This window comes from Albimonas sp., assembly GCF_055129145.1.
The window spans coordinates 15,816-35,440 of record NZ_JBSRTQ010000025.1 but is presented as its reverse complement, the minus strand read 5'-3'; the positions used below and the strand labels follow the sequence as shown (position 1 = coordinate 35,440).

Annotated in this window: 14 protein-coding genes, 1 tRNA gene and 2 pseudogenes; 3 read left to right on the top strand and 14 right to left on the bottom strand. The window is 68.9% G+C overall.

What is annotated here, in order from left to right; translation table 11 throughout:
- Positions 1–403 (top strand): 3'-5' exonuclease (locus tag ACTB72_RS06560; RefSeq protein ID WP_463036181.1); only part of this gene is annotated, 403 nt, incomplete at its 5' end.
- A gap of 325 nt (positions 404–728) precedes the next feature.
- On the opposite strand, the gene ACTB72_RS06555 is transcribed toward ACTB72_RS06560, so the two are convergent.
- The 7 genes from ACTB72_RS06555 to ACTB72_RS06525 form a co-directional block, all read right to left on the bottom strand.
- Positions 729–818 (bottom strand) — tRNA-Ser (locus tag ACTB72_RS06555).
- A gap of 1,474 nt (positions 819–2,292) precedes the next feature.
- The gene (locus ACTB72_RS06550) at positions 2,293–4,245 is read right to left on the bottom strand and encodes a TRAP transporter permease (protein WP_463036180.1); all 1,953 of its coding nucleotides are present in this window, start codon (positions 4,243–4,245) and stop codon (positions 2,293–2,295) included.
- Positions 4,246–4,422: 177 nt separating this feature from the next.
- The gene (locus ACTB72_RS06545; RefSeq protein WP_463036179.1) at positions 4,423–5,616 is read right to left on the bottom strand and encodes a TAXI family TRAP transporter solute-binding subunit; all 1,194 of its coding nucleotides are present in this window, start codon (positions 5,614–5,616) and stop codon (positions 4,423–4,425) included.
- A gap of 249 nt (positions 5,617–5,865) precedes the next feature.
- Complete coding sequence (locus ACTB72_RS06540; protein ID WP_463036178.1) at positions 5,866–8,946, bottom strand: efflux RND transporter permease subunit; 3,081 nt, start codon at positions 8,944–8,946, stop codon at positions 5,866–5,868.
- Positions 8,943–9,998, bottom strand: a complete 1,056-nt coding sequence (locus ACTB72_RS06535; protein ID WP_463036177.1) for an efflux RND transporter periplasmic adaptor subunit — start codon at positions 9,996–9,998, stop codon at positions 8,943–8,945. The genes ACTB72_RS06540 and ACTB72_RS06535 overlap by 4 nt, the downstream gene beginning before the upstream one ends.
- Positions 9,998–11,170: an efflux RND transporter periplasmic adaptor subunit gene (locus ACTB72_RS06530; protein ID WP_463036176.1), complete on the bottom strand. Its 1,173-nt coding sequence runs from the start codon at positions 11,168–11,170 to the stop codon at positions 9,998–10,000. The genes ACTB72_RS06535 and ACTB72_RS06530 overlap by 1 nt, the downstream gene beginning before the upstream one ends.
- 660 nt (positions 11,171–11,830) lie before the next feature.
- Positions 11,831–12,493, bottom strand: a complete 663-nt coding sequence (locus tag ACTB72_RS06525; RefSeq protein ID WP_463036182.1) for an SDR family NAD(P)-dependent oxidoreductase — start codon at positions 12,491–12,493, stop codon at positions 11,831–11,833.
- A 722-nt stretch (positions 12,494–13,215) separates the two neighbouring features.
- Here ACTB72_RS06525 and ACTB72_RS06520 point away from each other — a divergent pair.
- Positions 13,216–13,460 (top strand): annotated as a pseudogene (locus ACTB72_RS06520) (transposase); the annotation flags it as partial.
- Between the two features lie 341 nt (positions 13,461–13,801).
- On the opposite strand, the pseudogene ACTB72_RS06515 reads toward ACTB72_RS06520, so the two are convergent.
- The 6 genes and pseudogenes from ACTB72_RS06515 to ACTB72_RS06490 all read right to left on the bottom strand — a co-directional run.
- A pseudogene (locus ACTB72_RS06515) lies at positions 13,802–13,873 on the bottom strand (hypothetical protein); the annotation flags it as partial.
- 289 nt (positions 13,874–14,162) lie between these two features.
- Entirely contained in the window at positions 14,163–15,245 is a 1,083-nt protein-coding gene (locus ACTB72_RS06510; RefSeq protein ID WP_463036175.1) for a TRAP transporter substrate-binding protein, read from the bottom strand.
- A 164-nt stretch (positions 15,246–15,409) separates the two neighbouring features.
- The gene (locus ACTB72_RS06505) at positions 15,410–16,171 is read right to left on the bottom strand and encodes an alpha/beta fold hydrolase (protein WP_463036174.1); all 762 of its coding nucleotides are present in this window, start codon (positions 16,169–16,171) and stop codon (positions 15,410–15,412) included.
- Between the two features lie 219 nt (positions 16,172–16,390).
- Positions 16,391–16,729 (bottom strand): hypothetical protein, encoded by a 339-nt coding sequence (locus tag ACTB72_RS06500; RefSeq protein WP_463036173.1) that lies wholly within the window; start codon positions 16,727–16,729, stop codon positions 16,391–16,393.
- Positions 16,730–16,827: 98 nt separating this feature from the next.
- Entirely contained in the window at positions 16,828–17,607 is a 780-nt protein-coding gene (locus ACTB72_RS06495; protein ID WP_463036172.1) for an SDR family oxidoreductase, read from the bottom strand.
- The gene (locus tag ACTB72_RS06490; protein ID WP_463036171.1) at positions 17,604–17,927 is read right to left on the bottom strand and encodes a nuclear transport factor 2 family protein; all 324 of its coding nucleotides are present in this window, start codon (positions 17,925–17,927) and stop codon (positions 17,604–17,606) included. The genes ACTB72_RS06495 and ACTB72_RS06490 overlap by 4 nt, the downstream gene beginning before the upstream one ends.
- A 101-nt stretch (positions 17,928–18,028) precedes the next feature.
- Here ACTB72_RS06490 and ACTB72_RS06485 point away from each other — a divergent pair, with 101 nt between their 5' ends.
- Positions 18,029–18,925, top strand: a complete 897-nt coding sequence (locus tag ACTB72_RS06485; protein WP_463036170.1) for a LysR family transcriptional regulator — start codon at positions 18,029–18,031, stop codon at positions 18,923–18,925.
- Positions 18,926–18,973: 48 nt separating this feature from the next.
- Here ACTB72_RS06485 and ACTB72_RS06480 read toward each other — a convergent pair whose 3' ends face one another.
- Entirely contained in the window at positions 18,974–19,465 is a 492-nt protein-coding gene (locus ACTB72_RS06480; protein ID WP_463036169.1) for an Lrp/AsnC family transcriptional regulator, read from the bottom strand.
- Positions 19,466–19,625 lie beyond the last annotated feature (160 nt).

Below are 19,625 nucleotides of genomic sequence, written 5' to 3'. Positions count from 1 at the left end.
CTGGATCGAGGCGAGGCGCGCCGAGGGGATCTCGCCCGACGAGATCGGCCTGGCCGTCCGCACGGTCGAGCAATCCGCGCGGGCGCAGATGGCATGCGAAGTCGCGGGGCTGCGCTGGCGTTCGCCGGCGGGAGGCGCCGCGCCGGAGCCGGGCTTCGTCTCCATCTGCACGATGCATCTCGCCAAGGGGCTCGAGTTCCGCGCCGTGGCGGTCCTGGCCTGCGACGAGGACGTGGTTCCACTGGCGGCGCGACTCGAGACCGCGGCGACCGAAGCCGAGTTGAAAGAGATCTACGAGACCGAGCGCCACTTGCTCTACGTCGCCTGCACGCGCGCGAGGGATCGCCTGCTGGTAAGCGGGGTCGAGCCGGTGTCGGAGTTCGTCGAGGATCTGGTCCACTGATTGGCTGACCCCGAGGACGATCATCACAAGATTCGAAACCTTGGCGTGAGCGTTGCAATTTTCGCCTCGAATGTCGGCATCAGATAAAATCCGCCTCTGAGCAGCGCTGGCCCTTCGGTGGCGCAGGAACAGGAACGATTCCATAGGCCGGCGACGAAGCGATCCCGGCTCGCTGCATCGTCCACCCTCGATATACGAGAACTGGATCGACGGAACTTTCGTTCGCGCTCCATTTAGCAACCGAAGGAAATTTGTGGCTCTTTGTGGGGCGCCGTCTTGCCCAAATTTTCAAACGATTGAAAAATAACACCTAATGCCGAAGGCGTGGCAGAGCGGAAGGGATTCGAACCCTCGAGACGGTTTCCCGTCTGCACCCTTAGCAGGGGTGTGCCTTCGACCACTCGGCCACCGCTCCGCCGGCGGGTTTAGCGGCTCGAAATCCGGGGCGCAAGGGGATCGCAGGCGATATCCGCCGCCGACTCTGGCGAAGCCGCTTTGCCAAGATTGCCATAGGGCTTCATGAACCGCGCCGGTTTTTCCGGAGGCTCCAACCCCTGAGCGGAAGGGAGCTTCATGGGCATTGGCCTGCCCCTTGTCGCTGAGTCAGCGGGGGCTGCGATCGTGAGGTGAGCATTGCGCGCGCGGGCGCCGTGAGCCTTGGGCATCGGCGCGGAGCTTTGGAGGTGGCGCAGCGTCGAGGCCCGTTGCGGGCGCCACGTGGCGGCGAAGGCTGCAGGTGCGAGGGTCGCCCAGCGAGGAATGCGGGCGAGCGGCGGCGGCGTGGACCCCGCCGGAGATCACGATGCGGATGGGGCGCACCGAGAAGAGCAAGCGCGCGTTGAGGCGCGCGTCGCGCATCCGGCCCAGGAAGCGCTCGGCGAAGGGGGGCGGTTGGCTTGCCGGGGGCGATGCCGCGCCGGGCGATCAGCGTCTCGACCCCGCGGCGCGCGCGCTTGCCCGAGAGCGAGGTGTCGGCGACCGCCGCAAGGCATCGCCTGGTCACGTCGTCGATGACGTCGCCCCCTCGGAACCGCCGACCGGCGGCGAGCGGGTCGTGCACGACATCGACCGTCCAGCGGCTGTTCGGCCCCTCCGGCGCGGGGTTCGGCCTCCGCGCCGCCCGAGCCGCCGGCGGTGGGATGCGTCGCCGCACCGCCAGACCCTCCTCGCGGCAGAGGTGCTGGGTCTGCGGGCCAGGGCAGGGCCCTCCTGGCGCAGCAGGACGTGCAGGCGCCGGCAGACGAACCGCCGACGCGGGGCGCGGCCAGGTCCCGCAACTGCGTCCGCAGGGCGGCGTCGTCCGGCCGAGCGCGTCCCAACTCGCAGCGGGCGTCGCCATGCCGGCTTCGTTCTCGATGTCTTCGATCGATCCGAACCCGAACCCAGGACCGCCTGGGTTCGACGTTTCCGGGCGTCCGCAAGGCTGGCGAGGCCGCGCGGGTTCAGGCGCTCCGCCCGGAACCGCCCCCGGAACCGCCCGCCGGAACATGAAGGTGTTGTCGCCGGCTTGCCCGGCCGCGGGACGTCCGGATCACCTCGCGCCGACAGGCCCGCGGATCCGGGTCGCGGAAGACGAGCCTGCCGCGCTGGTCGACCTGTCGCGCAGTTGAAGGCCTGACGCATTGCAGGTCCTGTGCGCCTTCCTGCGGTTTGCGTTCCGGATCTCGCTCAGAAACGGCACGCGCGCGCGGCGATAGCCGTAGCGCATGCGCGTCTCGCGCTCGCGGATCTTGTGGATCCGCTTTTTCAGGCCAGCCGCCCCAGCCGCGCCGGCCGGCGCGGGCGTCAGCGATCGGTCGACGGGCAAAGCGTCAGCGCCCGGCAGGCCCGCCGGATCGATACGCTCCAGAAGGAGCAGGCGGGCGCCGTGGACGCCCGCCCGCTCGGCATCAGGCCAGCGCCGCGCGCGCCGGCCGGTTGTCGCGCCAGATGATGAAGGCCAGCAGCGCCGTCACCGCGCCGCCCACCAGCGTCGTGGTCAGGCCCGGGAAGCAGAACGCGAAGCCCGCCGCTCCCAGCGGCGCGCGCAGCACCGGACGCACGCGCCCCGCGCCGAGCAGCCAGCCCTCGAGCCCGCCCGACAGCGCGACGATGCCCACGATGATCGAAGGCATCACCCAGATCAGCGGAGTCAGATCCCCCTGCAGCACCAGCGCCGGCTGGAACAGGAAGAACAGCGGCACGAAGTAGATCACCACGCCGAGGCGCATCGCGGTGAACGTGGTCTTCATCGGCTTGGCCCCGGCGATGGTCGCCGCCAGGAACGCCGCGGTGCCCACGGGGGGCGTGATCACCGACAGCATGGCGTAGTAGATGATGAAGAAGTGCACCGCGATGGTGTTGAGCCCGCCGATCTCGATGATCGCCGGCGCCAAGGTCACCGCGAGGAAGATGTAGGCGACGATGGCGAGCCCGGCCATGCCCATCACGAAGCAGGCCAGCACCCCGAAGAAGATGATCAGGTAGATGTTGCCCCCGCCCATCGCCACCAGGCCGGAGGTCAGCGCCCCGGTCACCCCGGTGATGGTCAGCGCCGAGACCACGAAGGCGATCGGCAGGATGATCGCCGCGGTCTGGGTGACGAGCACGCCGACCTGGCGCAGCGTCTCGAACAGACGCCGCGGGGTCATCATCGTGTCGCGGTTGAGGAACGACAGCGCGATCATCAGCACGCAGGCGTACCACGGCGCGTAATATTCCCACCGCATGTAGAGCAGGCCCCAGATCAGGAAGATCAGCACCGACAGATAGGGCCAGCCCCGGATCAGCACCGAGCGGGTGGAGGGCGCGCTTCCGTCGTTCACCCCCTTGATCCCGGTGCGCGCCGCATAGGCGTCGACCTGCAGCATCAGGCCGAAGTAGAACAGCAGCGACGGCACGATCGCCGCGATCATCACCGTGGCGTAGTCGACCCCGATGGTGATCGCCATCACGAAGGCGATGGCCCCCATCACCGGCGGCATCACCACGCCGCCGGTGGAGGCGCAGGCCTCGATGGCGGCGGCGTAGTGGGCCGGGTAGCCCGCCTTCTTCATGGTGGGGATGGTGATCGACCCCGTGCCCGCGATGTTGGAGAAGATCGACCCCGACAGCGACCCGAAGAACCCCGACGCCACGATGGACACCTTGGCCGGCCCCCCCCGGAACCTTCCGAAGCCCGCATTGGCGAGGTCGATGAAGAAATTTCCCGCCCCCGTCGCCAGCAGCACGCCGGCGAAGACCAGGAAACCGAGGATGATCTCGGCCACGATCTTGGTGGTGATGCCCATCATGCCTTCGGCGCGGAAGACATGCGCCTCGATCATGCGGTCGAATTCGTAGGGGATGCCCATCAGCAGGCCGGGGAAATGGTCGGCCACCAGCGGGTAGGTTCCCAGGATCAGCACCACCAGCAGGAACGGGATCCCGCCCGAGCGGCGCGAGATCTCCAGCATCAGCAGCCACATGACCACCCCGGCCGGCACGTTGGTCCAGCCCATCTGCAGGATGTCCCAGGCATGGGTCGCGAACCACAGGCTGATGCCGAGCGCGAGGGCGGCGAAGACCATGTCGTAGATCGGCAGCTTGCGCTGGCTGGGCGCGGCGGGCAGGGCCACGAAGGCCGCGGCGGTGAAGAGGCCGATGAAGACCCAGTAGTATTCCCCCTCCAGCATCCGTTTGCCGCCGATGGGGATGCCGAACACATAGGCGAGCCCCGCCCCCAGGCCGCTGAGGCAGAGCGCCACGAACAGCAGGCTGGTGGGCGAATACATGGCGCCCAGGCGGGTGATCTCGGTCGGGGGCAGGTGATCCTCCGGCGACGGAGGCGGCTGCGTCGGGGAGCTTGCGGAAGTGTCGGTCATGGCGGGAGCCCGGTGAAAGGAGGGGAGGACGCAGGCGAGGGTCGCCTCGCGCGTCGCCGGTGGCGGAACCGGCGGCGCGGCCGAGCGCATCGTCGCGGGGCGCGCACGCGCACGCGCGGAAGGTGGGGCGGGACGGCCGAAGCCGCCCCGCCGGGTGCGCGGCCCGCGATCAGACGATCAGAGACGCGAGCGGAAGCCTTCCAGCCCCTCGGTGTGCTTCTCGATCAGCGCGATGAATTCCGGGTCCTGGAAGTCCGCGCGCATCCCCTTTTCGTTCGCCTCTTTCATCGCGGCCTGACGGCCGGCGATCCAGGCGTCCATCTTCTTGATCGCCGCGTCGTTCCATTCGTCGTCCGCGTCGGTCCACTGGCCGATCTCGCGCAGATATTTCACCGTGCCCTCGTGCACCGGCAGCGGCGAGCGGTCGAGATAGCCGCGGAACAGTTCCAGCGACATCCGCGCGGCCAGCGAATGCGAGCCCTTGTAGGCGCCGAAGGACTCGTGGAACCACTTGGCCATGTTGTAGGCGAAGTCGGCGTCCGTCTCGGCCGGCACGGCGTAGAGGAAGTTCGAGGTCACGCCGTCGATCCCCTGCGCGGTCGAGACGCCGAGGCTGATCTTGGTGGGCACCAGCATCGGGCGGAATTCGAGATAGCGGGCCCAGGCGTCCTTGGCATCGAGCGGCATCGGCAGCCAGCGGATCGAGCCGGGCGCTCCCTCCATCTCCGACAGGACCGAGCTGATCGGCGCGCAATAGGCCACGTCCGACTTGCCCTCGACCACCGAACGGCAGTTCTCGGCGTAGCTCGACGCGGGCACGAAGGTGATCTTCTCGGCGGCTTCCTCGGGCGTCATGCCCAGGAAGGCGGGCAGGGCCTTGGTCGCGGTGAGCGACATGGGGGGCGAGAACATGCCCTCGGTCACCCGCACGCCGCCTTTCTTGATGTCGTCCATGGTCTTGATGTCGGAATCGCCGGCGGTGACGAAGCCCCAGGGCGTGTCGTTGTGATGCCACAGCACCCGCTGCGCCGCAGGCTTGGCCGAGGCGTAGCCGCCGATGCCCTGGATCTGGAAGCGCATTTCGGCGGCGGAGACCGAGGAGATGGCGATGTCCTGCCGGTCGGTCAGGCGGCGATAGCGCATCGGCTCGTTGTCTTCGGGCACCACGCGCACGGTGGTGCCGGTCTCCTGCTGCAGCACCGGCGCCCAGCCGTTGGTCGAGGCGAAGCTGCCCGAGGATGTGCCCGGCGTGCCGACCACCAGCAGGCGCGGCCACTGGAAATCCTGCGCCCCGGCCGGGGCGGCCAGGGCCAGGCCCGCGGCTGCGGCGAGCAGCGCGGATACGGTTCTCGAGCGTGCGAAGCGGGTCATGTGGTCTCCTCCCGGGAGTTTTTGGTGGTCTCGCCGGTGTTCCGGTCGAGGGGGCGTGCCGGCTGGGTCGCTTGTCGGACTGTCTCCTGACAAATGCCCGGATTCTTGCGCCTACATCTTGCGGCTGATCCTCCTAGGAGTCTTTCACATTCAGGTGTCGTGGTCCGACAATGTCCGCGGAGGACGCCCATGCGCAGGCGCTCGCCCCGCGGCAGGCCCGCCCTCGCCAGGATCGGGCCTGCCCCGTCCCTATCCGGCGTGGCGCGCTTGCGCCTCGCGCCGGGGCGTCGCGTCCGCATTCCGGTCGACCCGGAACACCGCCAGATAAAGCGCCGGCACGAAGACCAGCGTCACCAGCGTGCCCACGATGATGCCCCCGATCATGGCGAAGGCCATCGGGCCCCAGAACACCTGGCTCGAGATCGGGATCAGCGCCAGGCTCGCCGCGGCGGCGGTCAGCAGGATCGGGCGGCAGCGGCTGTCGGCGCCCTCGAACACCGCCTGCCAGCGGGTCAGGCCGGCATGGCGCAGCTCCTCGATCTCATGCACCAGGATGATGGAGTTGCGGATCAGGATGCCCAGCAGCGCCAGGATGCCCAGAATGGCGACGAAGCCCAGCGGCGCGCCCGACAGAAGCAGCGCCGCCACCACCCCGATCATGCCCAGAGGCCCCGCGCACAGCACCACGAAGGTCAGCCGGAAGCTCTGCATCTGGATCATGGCCAGCGTGACCATGCACAGCAGCATCAACGGCACCACGTCGGCGATGGGCCCCTGGGACTTGGCGCTGGATTCGACGCTGCCGGCGATCTCCACCTTGTAGCCCACGGGCAGGCGCGCGGTGAAATCCGCCACGCGCGGCGCCAGATCGCCGACGATGGTCGCCGGCTGGGCCGAGCCGACCACCGCGGCCTTCAGGGTCACGGTGGGCACCCGGTTGCGCTGGCTGATCTGGGGCAGCTCGACGCCGTAGTCGAAGGTGGCGAGGCTGCTCAGCGGGATCACCTTGCCCCCCGAGACCGAGAGCTGGAGGCCGGTCAGCGCCTCGATCGACTGGCGCGACTGGCGGTCCCCCCGCCCGAGGATGTCGACCAGGTAGATGTCGTCGCGAAGCTGGGTCACGACCTGGCCGTCGAAGATGGCGTTGAGCCCCGAGGCGATGGCCCGCGGCGTGACGCCCAGCTCCCGCGCCTTGTCCTGCAGGATCTCCACCCGCACCAGGCGCGAGGTCTCGTTCCAGTCGAGCACCACCGATCCGAGCTGCGGGTCGCTCGCCATCAGGGCGGCGAAGTCGCGGGCCCGGTCGCGCACCGCGTCGGGATCGGGGCCCGAGAGGCGATACTGCACCGGACGCCCCACCGGCGGCCCGACGTCGAGCAGCTTCACATAGACGTCGACGCCCGGGAACTCATCGGCCGCGATCCGCTCCAGATCCTTGCGCAGGGCGTCGCGCGCCTCGATCGACGGGGTGACGATGATGATCTGGCCGATATTGGCGTTGGGGGTCAGCGCCTCGAACGAGAGGATGAAGCGCGGGGCGCCGCGGCCGACATAGGACGACCAGGAGACGACCTCTTCGCGGCCGACCAGCGCCTGCTCCATCCGGTCGATCTCGGCCTCGGTGGCGGTGATCGAGGCGTTCTGCGGCAGGGTCATGTCGACCACCAGCTCCACCCGGTCCGAAGCGGGGAAGAACTGGCTTTCCACGAAACGCATGCCGTAGAGCGACGCGCCGAACAGCAGCAGCGTCGCCGCGATGGTGATCCAGCGGAAGCGCATCGCCGCGCGCAGCAGCACATGGAAGGCGCGGCGCATCAGGCCCGGGCCGCCGTCGTTGTGCTTCATCTTCGCGGGCAGGAAGGTCACGCCCAGCAGCGGCGCGAACAGCACCGCCACGATCCAGCTGAGCACCAGCGACACCGCGATCACCACGAAGAGCGAGAAGGTGAACTCACCCGCCGACGAGGAGTTGAGCCCGATCGGAATGAACCCCACCACCGTCACCAGCGTGCCGGTCAGCATCGGGAAGGCGATGGAGGTCCAGGCGTAGGACGCGGCCCTGGTCAGGCTCTCGCCCTTTTCGAGCCGGGAGATCATGGTCTCGATGGCGATCATCGCGTCGTCGACCAGAAGCCCCAGCGCGATGATCAGCGCGCCGAGCGAAATGCGCTGCAAGGTGATGCCGTAATAGGACAGGCACACGAAGGTCATCGCCAGCACCAGCGGGATGGTCATCGAGACCACCAGCCCCGCCCGCACGCCGAGGCTGATGAAGCTCACGACCAGCACGATGACCACGGCTTCGATCAGCGCGCGCACGAAATGGTCGACGGATTCCTCGACCACCACCGGCTGATCGGCGACCTTGTGGATCTCCACCCCGATCGGCAGCTCGGCCTCGTAGGACCGGATCAGCGCCTCCAGCTCCGCGCCGAATTCCAGGATGTTGGCGCCATCGCGCTGGCCGACGGAGATGCCGATGGCCTCCTGGCCGTTGACCCGGAACAGCTCGCTCGGCGGATCGACGTAGCCGCGGCTGATCTCGGCCACGTCGGACAGGCGGAAGAAGCGGTCGCCGACGCGCAGGTTCACGTCCTGCAGGCTCTCGATGCCCGAGAACTGCCCGCCGACCCGCACGCTCACCCGCTCCGCCCCGGAATCGATGGCGCCCGAAGGGACGATGGCGTTCTGCGCGGCCAGCGTGTCCTGCACCGCCTGCTGGTCGAGCCCCAGCGCCGCGAGCCGGGCGGTGTTGAACTCCAGATAGATCACCTCGTCGCGGACGCCGTAGATGTCGACCTTGCCGGAATCCTCCAGCCCCTGGATGCCGCGGCGAATGTTTTCGGCGTAGTCGCGGAGTTCCCGCGGGGAGAAGCCGTCGGAGGTCAGGGCGTAGATGTTGCCGTAGACGTCGCCGAAGCTGTCGTTGAAGCCGAATCCGGCGAATTCATCCGGGAAATCGCCCCGGATGTCCGACATGTAGTTGCGCACCTTCTGCCAGACCCCGGGCAGCGCTTCGGCCTTCACGGTGTCGAGCAGATAGACGTAGACCACCGTCCGGCCCGGCACGGTGATCGAGCGGGTGTAGTCCAGCTCGCTCAGATCGGCGAGCTTGCGCTCGATCCGGTCGGTGACCTGCTTGACGGTCTCGTCGACGGTGGCGCCGGGCATGGAGGCTGTCACCACCATGGTCTTGATCGCGAAATTGGGGTCTTCCTCGCGCCCCATGGACATGTAGGCCATGGCGCCGGCGATCATCGACACCCCGATCAGGAACCAAAGGAAGGACCGGTGACCCAGCGCCCATTCGGAGAGATTGAAGTTCTTCATCTCGCCACCTGCTTTCCGACCACCTGACCATCCTTGAGCAAATGAACGCCCTTCACCACGATCTCGTCGCCCACGGCCAGTCCGTCGGTGATCAGCACGCGCCCGGCGAAGGTCTCGCCGGCGGTTACGGGCACGGACCGCACGGCCCCCGACGGTCGGTCGACCAGCCAGACCGAGCCATCGTCGCGCAAGGCGGTTTCGGGGACGGAGACGCTGGACGCGCCCTCGCTGGCGGCGGTGACGCGCACCAGCGCGCCCAGCCGGAAGCCGACGGTGGGATCGACGATCCGCAGGTGAACCCGGCGGGTGCGGGTCGTGCTGTCGGCGACCGGGTCGATGGACGTCAGCACGCCGCGCGCGCTGACCGCGCGGTTGGCGTCCAGCACCAGCACGAATTCGGAGCCGACGGCGAAATCCTTTCGCTGATCGTTGGTGACGTCGATCAGCACCTCGCGCGCCTCGGTGCCCGACAGGCGCAGCACCGGCTCGCCCGCGGTCAGCTCCGCTCCCGGTTCCTGATGGACGGCGCTGATCACGCCGGCCTGAGGGGCCTTCATCGCGGCGTTGTCCAGGTTTTCGCGCGCGTCCACCCGCTCGGCGTCGGCCTGATCGACCGAGGCCTGGGCCGCGGCGACCGCCTGCTCCGCCTGCTCCAGGTCCTGGGTCGAGGCGACGTTGCGCCTGAGCAGGATGCGCGTGCGCTCCAGAGCGTTGCCGGTGGTGCGCAGCCTGGCCTCGGCCACGACCAGGGAGGCCTCGGCGAAGCGGAGGTTGGTTTCGAAATCGGTGGGGTCGAGGCGGGCGAGCAGCTCCCCCGCCTCGACCAGCGCGCCGGCGTCCACCGGACGTTCGGCGAGCGTGCCGCTGACCGGGAAGGCGAGATCGACCTCCTTGCGCGCGCTGACCTCGCCGAGGAAGGTGCGGCCGAATTCAGTGACGGACGTCACGTTCTCCGACACCACCGGGCGGGGCTTCGGCGGCGGCGCGGCGGCCTCCTCGTCGCATCCCGCGAGCAGGAGGATGAGGCCGAGCGGGATGAGGGCGCCGCGCATCATTCGATCGTCCCTTCCGTGTCGGCGAAGGTCAGGCGCACCCGCGCCCCCTCATGGATCAGCTGGACGCCGAGCGAGACGACCGTCTCGCCGTCCTCCAGGCCGGAGGCGATCAGCACCCGCCCGGTCTCATGGCGCAGAAGCGCGACCTGACGCAGCGAGACGACGCCGGCATCTGCGCCGGGATCGGTATCGACCACCCACACCGCCGGACCTTCGGCGGTCGCGATCAGCGCCGAGAACGGGAGCGAAACCACGGGCGGCTCTTCGAAACCGACCGTGGCGCGCACCGACGCGCCGATGGCGATCTGCGCCGGCGGGTCGATCACGCGGATCTTGACCTCGACCGTGCCCCGCTCGGGATCGACCAGCGGCGAGATCTCGCGGGGTTCGCCCATGAAGGCCGGGGCGTCGACGTCGAGCAGCTTCAGGTGCACCGGCGGCGCCGCGCGCTCCACGGTCAGCAGCACTTCGGGCACGTCGATCACCGCGTCGTACTCGGCGCCGATGGCCAGTTCGATCACCGTCTCCGCGGCCCCGACGACCTGGCCGACCTCGGCGTTGCGCGCGGTGACCAGCGCGTCCTCGGGCGCCAGCAGCACGGTGTCGGTCAGGTCCTTCCGGGCGAGATCGCGGGCGGCCTGCGCCTCGGCGACGCTGGCTTCGGCGCCCAGCATGGCGTCCTCGGCCTCGTCGCGGGTGACGCGGGTGGCGGCGCCGCGTTCGAGCAGCGCGTCCTGGCGTTCGAATTCGCTGCGGGCCTGGGCGAGGTTGGCCTCGGCGGTGGTCAGCGCCGCATCGCGCGACCGCAGGATCTGCTTCTGCGACACGCTCTCGGTGCGCGCCAGCTCCTGCCCTTTGCGGACATGTTCGCCTTCCTCGACCAGAACCTCGTCGATACGGCCGGCGGCGGGGAACGACGCGTCGAGCGTGTTGCGCGCCTCGATTTCGCCGGTCAGCGAGACGGTCTGGCGGCCGACGCGGACCTTGGCCGCCACCGCCTGCACCAGCAGGGGCGCGCGATCGGCGGGCGCGGTCGCGGCGTCCGAGGCGTCAGGGACCGTCTGCGCCCGCGCCGACGCCGACAGGCCGATCCCGAGCAGCGAGAGCGCCAGCGTCGCCGTCACGAAGCGCCGCGCGCATCCTGCGGCGTCAGGCGCCGATCGTCTCATGCGCGCCGAAATCCTGTGTCGCATCCCGGGCCTCATATCCTGCCTCGCCGCTTCCTGCTCATATTCCCGTTTGGTGGAGGTTTCACCATCAAGCCTCGCGCAAGCGTCTGAATGCAAGCCTCGCGCATGCGTCTGAATGCCTGCCCCGGCACGTCGGAACGGGTGACGGCCTGGCGGCGCCCGGCCGTTCCGTTCGGACGGTTCAGTCAACATATTCCGGAAGGATCGATTCCGGCGAGGCCGCCGTTTCCGAAGAGACTTTTGGGCTGCCGTGACCCTCCTGAAGCGATCCGGGTCCGCATGCGGCGCCTCCGCTCAAACCGGTTGGCGCCTTGTGGGCAAGCGACGCATGGATCCGCTCCGGTTCGGTTTTCGCAAATTGAATGCGACGCCCGCGAAAACATGGAGGCTCGTCGCAGGTTCCGCAACGAAGCCCGACCTCTCGGCGTGATCGGGCGCAACGTCCTGATATCGCTCGCCGACGTCAGCGGCGCTTCCGGCACGCCGTCATGACGAAGCCCGGGAGTTCCCGGACCGGGCGGTCCGGGGTTCCGGGTCGCAGCAAGATCCGTGAGATCTTCATGAACTCGCGGCGGACACGGATCGCCTGAGCCGCCTCCTCCCGCGTGAAGATGCGGTCCCGAGGCGCGAGGACGATGTTCACCAGGGAACCTCGGCGCCGGCCCAGTCGAGGAACCGCCCGGTGTCTTCAGGCGCAAGCCCGTCGATCACCCGCAAGAGGTTCTCCGCGGCGGCGTCCGGCGTCGTTTTCCTGTGATCGGGGTAGCCGGCGGTGAACGACGTCTCCACCGTGCCAGGATGCAGCGCGACCACCACGGCGTGCCTGCGCGTGCGCGCGATCTCGATCGACGCGCTGCGGACGATCTGGTTGGCCGCCGCCTTCGAGGCGCGGTAACTGTACCAGCCGCCCAGGAAATTGTCGCCGATCGATCCCACGCGGGCCGTCAGCACGGCCACCACCGACCGCTGATCGCGGGCCAGAAGTCTGGGGACGTGACGCAGGATCAGGGCGGGCCCGATGGCGTTGGCCGCCATCACCTCGGCCATTGCGGCGGCATCGATCCGGTCGAGCGATTTCTCCGGTTCGCCGCCTGCAGGCGCCAGGATGCCGGTCGCGATCAGGATCAGATCATAGGGTCCGTTCTGTCGCGACATGACCTGATCGACGGAGGCGGCGTCGGTGACGTCCAGCGCGTCGGCGCTGCGAGACAGGCCGGTCACGGCGACGCCCCGCTCCGACAGCCTGGAGCTGATGGCGCGGCCGATGCCGCCTGACGCGCCGATGATCAATGCTGTGCGCAGAACCTGCGTCCTTTTCCCGACCCTTGAGGATATAGCGCGGAAGATCATCGTGGAAACGAGCCGACGCTACGCTCCGGTGAGATCGCTTCCGGGACAGGGAGGCCGACGCGCAGAAAACCTGCCCCCGCCCAAGGAGGTCCGCGCGCCCTGATCCGTGCTGCCGCGGCCCGAGGCGGGGAACTGGAGGCGACATCGCCCGCGCGCCGGAAATCCGGGGAGATCCGACGGCGCAGGCGCCTGGACCCTCGCGGCCCTCCGCCGCTGGATCGAGGGTCGCCGAAATGCGTCGTCAACGGCCCGTCCTGCAGGCCGATTCCGGAACAATCCAACGGCTCCCGCCTCGCAGCGCATGGTGAGGGAAACAAATTCTTCCACGGGGCCGGCGTCGTCAACGCGACCGGGGACGTCGATCCGCCCCGGCTGCCGCGCTTCAAGGCATAATCCGATCTAAACGATTTCGCTCGATGATCGTCGCGAACCCTGTCTTGCGAACGGGCCTGAAGATGCAATCGCATCAGGGGCTCGCCCATGACCGGCCCGCAGAGTCCAGCCTGCCCCGTTCCCCCGTCCGGCCGCACGCCTCGCTCGGGAACCTGACGCCGCGCGTGCCCTGAAACCATCCGCCGACTACCGATCTCAAGTGCTCCGCCCCCCGAGAACCGGATCTCGGATAGCTGGAGTTTCCCGCTACGATTTTCCTGGCCGGGAGAGGAGCGGAGACCATGAAGGCGTCGAGGTTTTCGGACGCGCGAGACCGGCGTTCGCGTTGAAGCCGGGCGAGGACGGCCTGCCGGTGGCGGAGGTATTCCGCAAGGCGGGGATCAGCCAGGCGACCTGCTTCAACGGGCGCGCGAAGCATGCGGGGCTGCTGCCTGACGAGATGCGGCGGCTGAAGGCGCTCGAGGACGGGAACGGGCGGCTGAGGAAGATCGTCGCCAACCTCGCCCTGGACCGGGAAACGCTGCGAGGCACGTCATCCGCTGAGCGCTCTGAGCGCCTGCCCGCATGCGGGAACTGGTCGGCGGACTGCTGGCGGACTGGGGCGTGTCGATCCGGCGGGGTTGCCGGATCCTGGATTTCGACACGTCCAGCGGCCACTGCAGGTCGGCGCGCGTGAGCGACTCCATCCTCAGGATATGAGCCGCATAGAACCCGCCGAAGACCGCGCGCATCCGGCAGGCGGTCCGGTCCGTGCAGCCTCGCAGCGCCGATAGGCGCGGCGCGGGAGGCAGGGCAACGGGGCCGGCCGTCGATCAGGCCGGCCCGCTTCAGGTCGAGCAGGATACGCTCGAGAAACCGCTTCGTCGCGCCTGAGCGCGCGGCGACATCCTCGATCCGAAGCGCCTCCGCCTCGCGCGCCTGCGCGTCGGCGAGGAACATCAGCGCCTTGATCGCGTATTTGGTCTTGCAGGGGGGCATCGGCGACGAAACGTCCGAAAAAACGCGGCTGACCGGATCGACTTCACAGGACCGGCGGGGGGCGTGATCCCCGGGGCGACCCGCGAGGCCGACGCCGCGTCGCTCCCACCGGAAGAGCCATCGCGATGCCGCTGCGAGACCAGGCGCAACGCACCGTGCCCAGCTGCGCGAGCAAGGTTTGGCGGATGGGCGCGGCCCTGCGCCGAAGCGGAGCCCCGGCCGTCGCTCGGACGGCCGGGGCGGATCGGGTCTAGACGCCCAGCACGCGGTTGCGCTGGTTGAGGAAGGCGCCTTCGAACCGGCTCATCATGCCGCCTGCCTGCCGCAGGAACGCCTGGTAGCTGTCATCGATGCGCGCGGCGATGTCGGAGTGCTGGCGAAGCTCGTCGAAGGCTTCCGCCGAGGCCTCGCCGAACGCGTCCCAGAGCGCGTCGTCGAACGTGCGGACCTGGACGCCATGCTCCTTCACCAGCCGGTCGAGGTAGACGCCGTTCAGCGCGATCAGCTCCTCGTAGGCATTCGCGTTCTCCTCGTAGCAGGCGGCCTCGATGATCATCTTCTCCCAGTCGCTGAGCTCTCCGTACCACGCGGCGTTCATGCCGAGGCCGGCGGCGGTGCCCGGCTCGTGCATGCCGCCGGTGTAGTAATACTTCGCAGCCTCGTGGAACTTCATGAAGTAGTCGTTATAAGGCCCGATCCACTCGGTGGCGTCGATCGTGCCGGAGACGAGGCTCTGGTAGATGTCGCCGCCGGGCAGGGACACGGTCGAGGCGCCGAGCTTGGACATCACCGCGCCGCCCAGGCCCGGGATCCGCATCTTCAGCCCGCGCAGGTCGTCCGGCGAGTTGATCTCCTTGTTGAACCAGCCGCCGGCCTGCGTGCCGGTGTTGCTGCACAGGATGGCCTTGATGCCGAACTGGCCGGCCAGCTCGTCCCACAACGCCTGTCCGCCGCCGTGCTTGATCCAGGCGTTCATCTCCGGCGCGGTCATGCCGAACGGCACGGTGGAGAAATAGACGTAGGCCGGGTGCTTGCCGGTGAAATAGTAGTCGCTGGCCACGTAGGCCTGGCTGTTGCCGGAGGCGACTTCGTCCAGCACGTCGAAGGCGCCGACGCGTTCGCCCGCGGCGAAGTACTGGGTGACGATCCGGCCTTCCGACAGATCCGCGATCCGCTTCACCAGCCGCTGCACCGAAATGCCGATGCCCGGAAAGTCCCTTGGATAGGCCGACACCACGATCATTTCGCGACGGCCTTGCGCCAGCGCCGGCGCCGCCAGCGCCCCTCCGGCGCCGACGGCCGCCGCGCCGATCAGAAATTTCCTGCGTTCCATGGCGTTTCGCTCCCTTTTATATGGCATTCTCGAGTCGGATGCCTCAGGGGCAGTCTAGCTTCGCCCGTCGGTCTTCGTCACGCCGCATGATCGGGCGCCGCGCATGAGCGGTGGTCCCGGCCCGTCCCGCCAGGCTTCGGGCCTGGCGGGAAGGGCCCCACGGCTCAGTCGCCGAGCGCTTTCGCGGCGCTTTCGATCAGCGAGGCGACCACCTCCGGCTGCGAGATGAAGACGGCGTGGCTCGCGTCGGTCTCCTGCGTCGTGCTGCCGGCCCGCGCCGCCATCCTGCGCATCAGGTCGGGATGGATCGCCCGGTCCTGCGTCGGGATCAGCGCCCAGCTCCGCTTCGCCTTCCAGGCCGGCGCGGTGATCCTCGTCTCGAAGGTGGCCTGCGCGGGAAGGACTTGCGAATGCCCCAGAAACTCGGCGTCGGCCCGGGGCACGTCCCCCGCGAAATCCTCCGCGAACACGGCCGGGTCGAGGTAGAGGAACCCGTCGGACGTGGCCTTGATCCCGGTCGTCGCCGCAGGGATCTCGCCGGCGAGCCCGGCGAGCGTCTCGCCTTCGTCCGGCTGGAAGGCGGCGATGTAGACCAGCCCGGCGACGTCATCGGTCGCGCCGGCCTCGGTGATGATCATTCCGCCGTAGCTGTGGCCGACGAGAACCGACGGACCATCCTGAAGCTTCAGCATCCGATGCGTCGCGTCGACGTCCGCCTGCAACGTCGTCATCGGCGGCTGCACGATGTTCACCTCGTATCCCCGCGCTTTGAGGATGTCGTAGACGCCGCGCCAGCCGGCGCCGTCGACCAGAGCGCCATGCACGATGACGATGTTCCTGATCGGATCCGCCTTGGCGGGCAGGGCGGCGGCGCAGGCGAGAAGAGCCGCGCCGGCGATGGCGACGGCATTGATCGTCAGTCTCATTTCGGACCTCCATGACTTGAGTGTCGAATGCGCCCCTCCGCGGGGAGCCTGCGGCGGCGCGAAGGTTCGGGTTGCATGCCGGGGCGGCGCGCCGGCCCTCGGTCATGCCGGTGGCGGTCGCCGTCGAGCGCCGGCGCGCCGCCGAGATGCGCGCAAGGCGCACGCGACCGTTTCGGGAAGAAGCGCCGGCCCGTCAGGTCGATCCGGCCCCGCCTCGGGTCACCCGTCGTGGACAGGGTCGACGGGTTCCGCTTCCGTGCGGGCCGAAAGGCGGATGGCGGCGTTTCCCGTTTCCGAGACCTCGAGCGCCCCGGCGCGCGCGTCGAAGGTGCAAGGGAGAGGCTCGATCGGCACGGGGTCGAACGCGAGCGGGCGATGCTTGAATGCTTCCGGGGGCGACATCATTCGACCTCGTCTTGGGAACAGCTCGAGAGTAGCGGGATTGGAATGGAAGGTGCTTTCGAAGTTGTCGTCGAATTTTCTCCGTGCAGGTGAGAAAGGCGAACAGAATGCTTTCATAACTGTTTGAGCGCTCATTCGGATGAAAGATTCTTTCATCCGAATCGACCGTGTCGACGCCGGGGTTTCGCAGGCCCTGCGGGCCGCGGGGCGCCTGATCGCACGGGTCGCGCGACGTTTCGGGGTCGCATCATCCTTCATGCCGTCGGGATCGTGCCGCCATCGATCACGTACTCGGCGCCCGTGATGGTCGCCGCCCGGTCGGAGACGAGGAAGGCGATCAGGCCCGCCACCTCCTCCGGCATCGAGGGGCGGCCGATCGGGATGCCGCCGAGCGATCGCATGACGATGCGTCTGCCGCCTTCGGCGTCCGTGCCGGCCTCCTTCGCCACGCGCTCCACCAGATGGGTCGAGGCTTCGGTCTCGATCCAGCCCGGCGAGACGCGCACCACCCGAATCCCCTTCGGGGCGACCTCCTTCGAAAGGCTCTTGCTGTAGGTCGACAGCGCGGCCTTCGCGGCCGCATAGGCCGTCGTCGCCTCAGGCAGGGGAAGCCGGGCCTGGATCGAGGTGACGTGGATCACGACGCCCCGCCCCTGCGCCGCCATAGAGGGCAGGAGCGCGCGATCGAGCCGGACGGCCGCCATCAGGTTGAGGTTGATCTCGGCGGCCCAATCAGCCTCGCCGAGCGCCGCGAAGCCGCCGGCCGGCGCCGACGAGCCGCCGAGCATGTGGACGAGGATATCCACCCCGCCGAGCCGCTCCCCCGCCGCGGTCGCGAGCGCGGCGCAGCCTTCCGCCGTGGTGAGGTCGGCCGCGACGAACATCGCCTCAGCCAGCTCCGGCGGCCGCGACCGCGCGGCGGTCAGCACCTCCGCCCCCAGCGCGCGGAAGAGGGCGACGGTCGCCGCCCCCGCACCGCGCGTGCCGGAGGTGACGAGGGCGCGTCGGCCCTCGAGCGTCAGGAACCCGGTCATGCGCCGATCCTCAGGCCCGCGATGGCGCCGTCTTCAAGCCGGAACGCGAAGGTGAGATCGGCGGGGCTGCCGGGAAATTCGCCGGTGACCTTCGCGCGCACTTCGATCGCGTCGCCCGCGTCGATGATCGCGAACGGCTCCGCCCGGTGCTTGGTTCTGGCCTTCGCGGCGCGCCACCAGGCGTCGATGGCCTCGCGGCCGCGATAGGTTCGGCCCTCGTCCTCGACGACCGCATGGATCGCGAAGGCCGCCAGGGGGGCGTCGCCATCGGGTTCGTTGTCGGCGTCGAAATAGGTCCGGATCGGGGATGGCAGGCGCATGTCGCTGTCCTTTCCTTTGCGGTGAGGACCCAAAGATAGGGGTGGACAATCATCCCCATAAGCGGGACGGATCGGCATGCGGAATATCGGATAGCAGGACAATGTATCGCGCCGGCCTCAACGACCTCGACGCCGTCGTCGCCATCGCCCGGAAGGGGTCGTTTCGCGCCGCCGCGCTCGATCTCGGCATGTCGACCACGGCGCTGAGCAGCGCGGTCGGCAAGCTCGAGGCGAGCCTCGGCGTCCGCCTCTTCAACCGCACCACCCGCAGCGTGTCGCTGACCGACGCCGGTCGCGCCTTCGTCGAAGAGATCGCCGCCCCGCTCCGCGACATTCACGGCGCGATGGAAGGCGCGCGCGCGCAGCAGGCGACGCCGTCCGGCACGCTGCGCATCAACACCTTCGCGACCGCGGCGCGCGAAATCCTCTCGCCCCTCGTGCTGGACTTCATCCGGCGCCATCCGCAGGTGCATGTCGACCTGGTCACCGAGGGAAGGCTGGTCGATATCGTCGCCGAGGGGTTCGACCTTGGCGTGCGCGCCGCCAACCTGGTGCCGAGCGACATGATCGCCGTGTCGCTGGGCAGGCCGCAGCGCTCGGCCGTGGTCGGATCGCCCGGCTATGTCGCGAGGCATGGCCGGCCGGGCTCCCCCGCCGATCTCGGCGCCCACCGCTGCATCCGGGTCCGCCTGCCGAACGGCGCCCTCTATCGCTGGCACTTCGAAAAAGCCGGTCAGGCGGCGCAGGTCGACGTCGCCGGACCGATCACGCTGGACGAGGCTTCGCTGGCGCGGATCGCGGTGCTGGACGGCGTCGGGCTCGGCTACTTCATGGAAGCCGATGTCCGCGCCGACATCGAGGCGGGTCGGCTGATCCGGGTGCTGGAGGACTGGACGCCGTCGCTTCCCGGCCTCTGCCTCTATTATCCCGGCCGACGCAACGCGTCCGCCGCGCTGAAGGCCTTCGTCGCGCTCGCCCGGACGTTCCGCCGGGGATGACGACGGCCGGCGACCGATGACGCGATCCCGCGCCGCACGGCCTGGCGGTCAATCCTCGCGCAGATGCCCGGTGGGCAGGGCGGTGGTGTATTTGACCTGGTCCAGCGCGAAACTCGACCGGATGTTCGCGACCCCCGGGATCTGGGTCAGCACGTTCATCACCAGCGCCTGATAGCGCAGCAGATCCTCGACCACGACGCGCAGCATGAAATCCTCGGACCCGGTCATCAGGTAGCATTCCATGATCTCGGGATGGCCGTCGATGGCGTCGGTGAAGGTGCGGAGCGAGGCCTTGTCCTGCTTCTCCAGCGTGACATGGACGAAGACGTTGACCAGCAGCCCCAGCTTCACCGGATCGACCAGCGCGACCGAGCCCCGGATCACGCCCCGCGCGCGCAGCTCGGCCACGCGCCGCCAGCAGGGCGAGGCGGAGAGGTTCACGCGCTCGGCCAGTTCGGCGTTGCTGAGCTCGGCGTCGGTTTGCAGCGCATCGAGGATGCGCAGGCTGGCCGTGTCCAGCGCGGGGCGGTTGCGGGTCATGTTCACCTTCAATGGGCCTCAGGGCGGCAAGTCCTACCTGTAAATCGTGGAGCACGGGTGAAACAGGTCGAAAATTCCGCCGCGTCGATGGCAAGATGCCCGGGTATGCGACCCCGAGGCGATGCCTGCTCCGGGCGAACCGGAACCGAAGGGGTGGGGC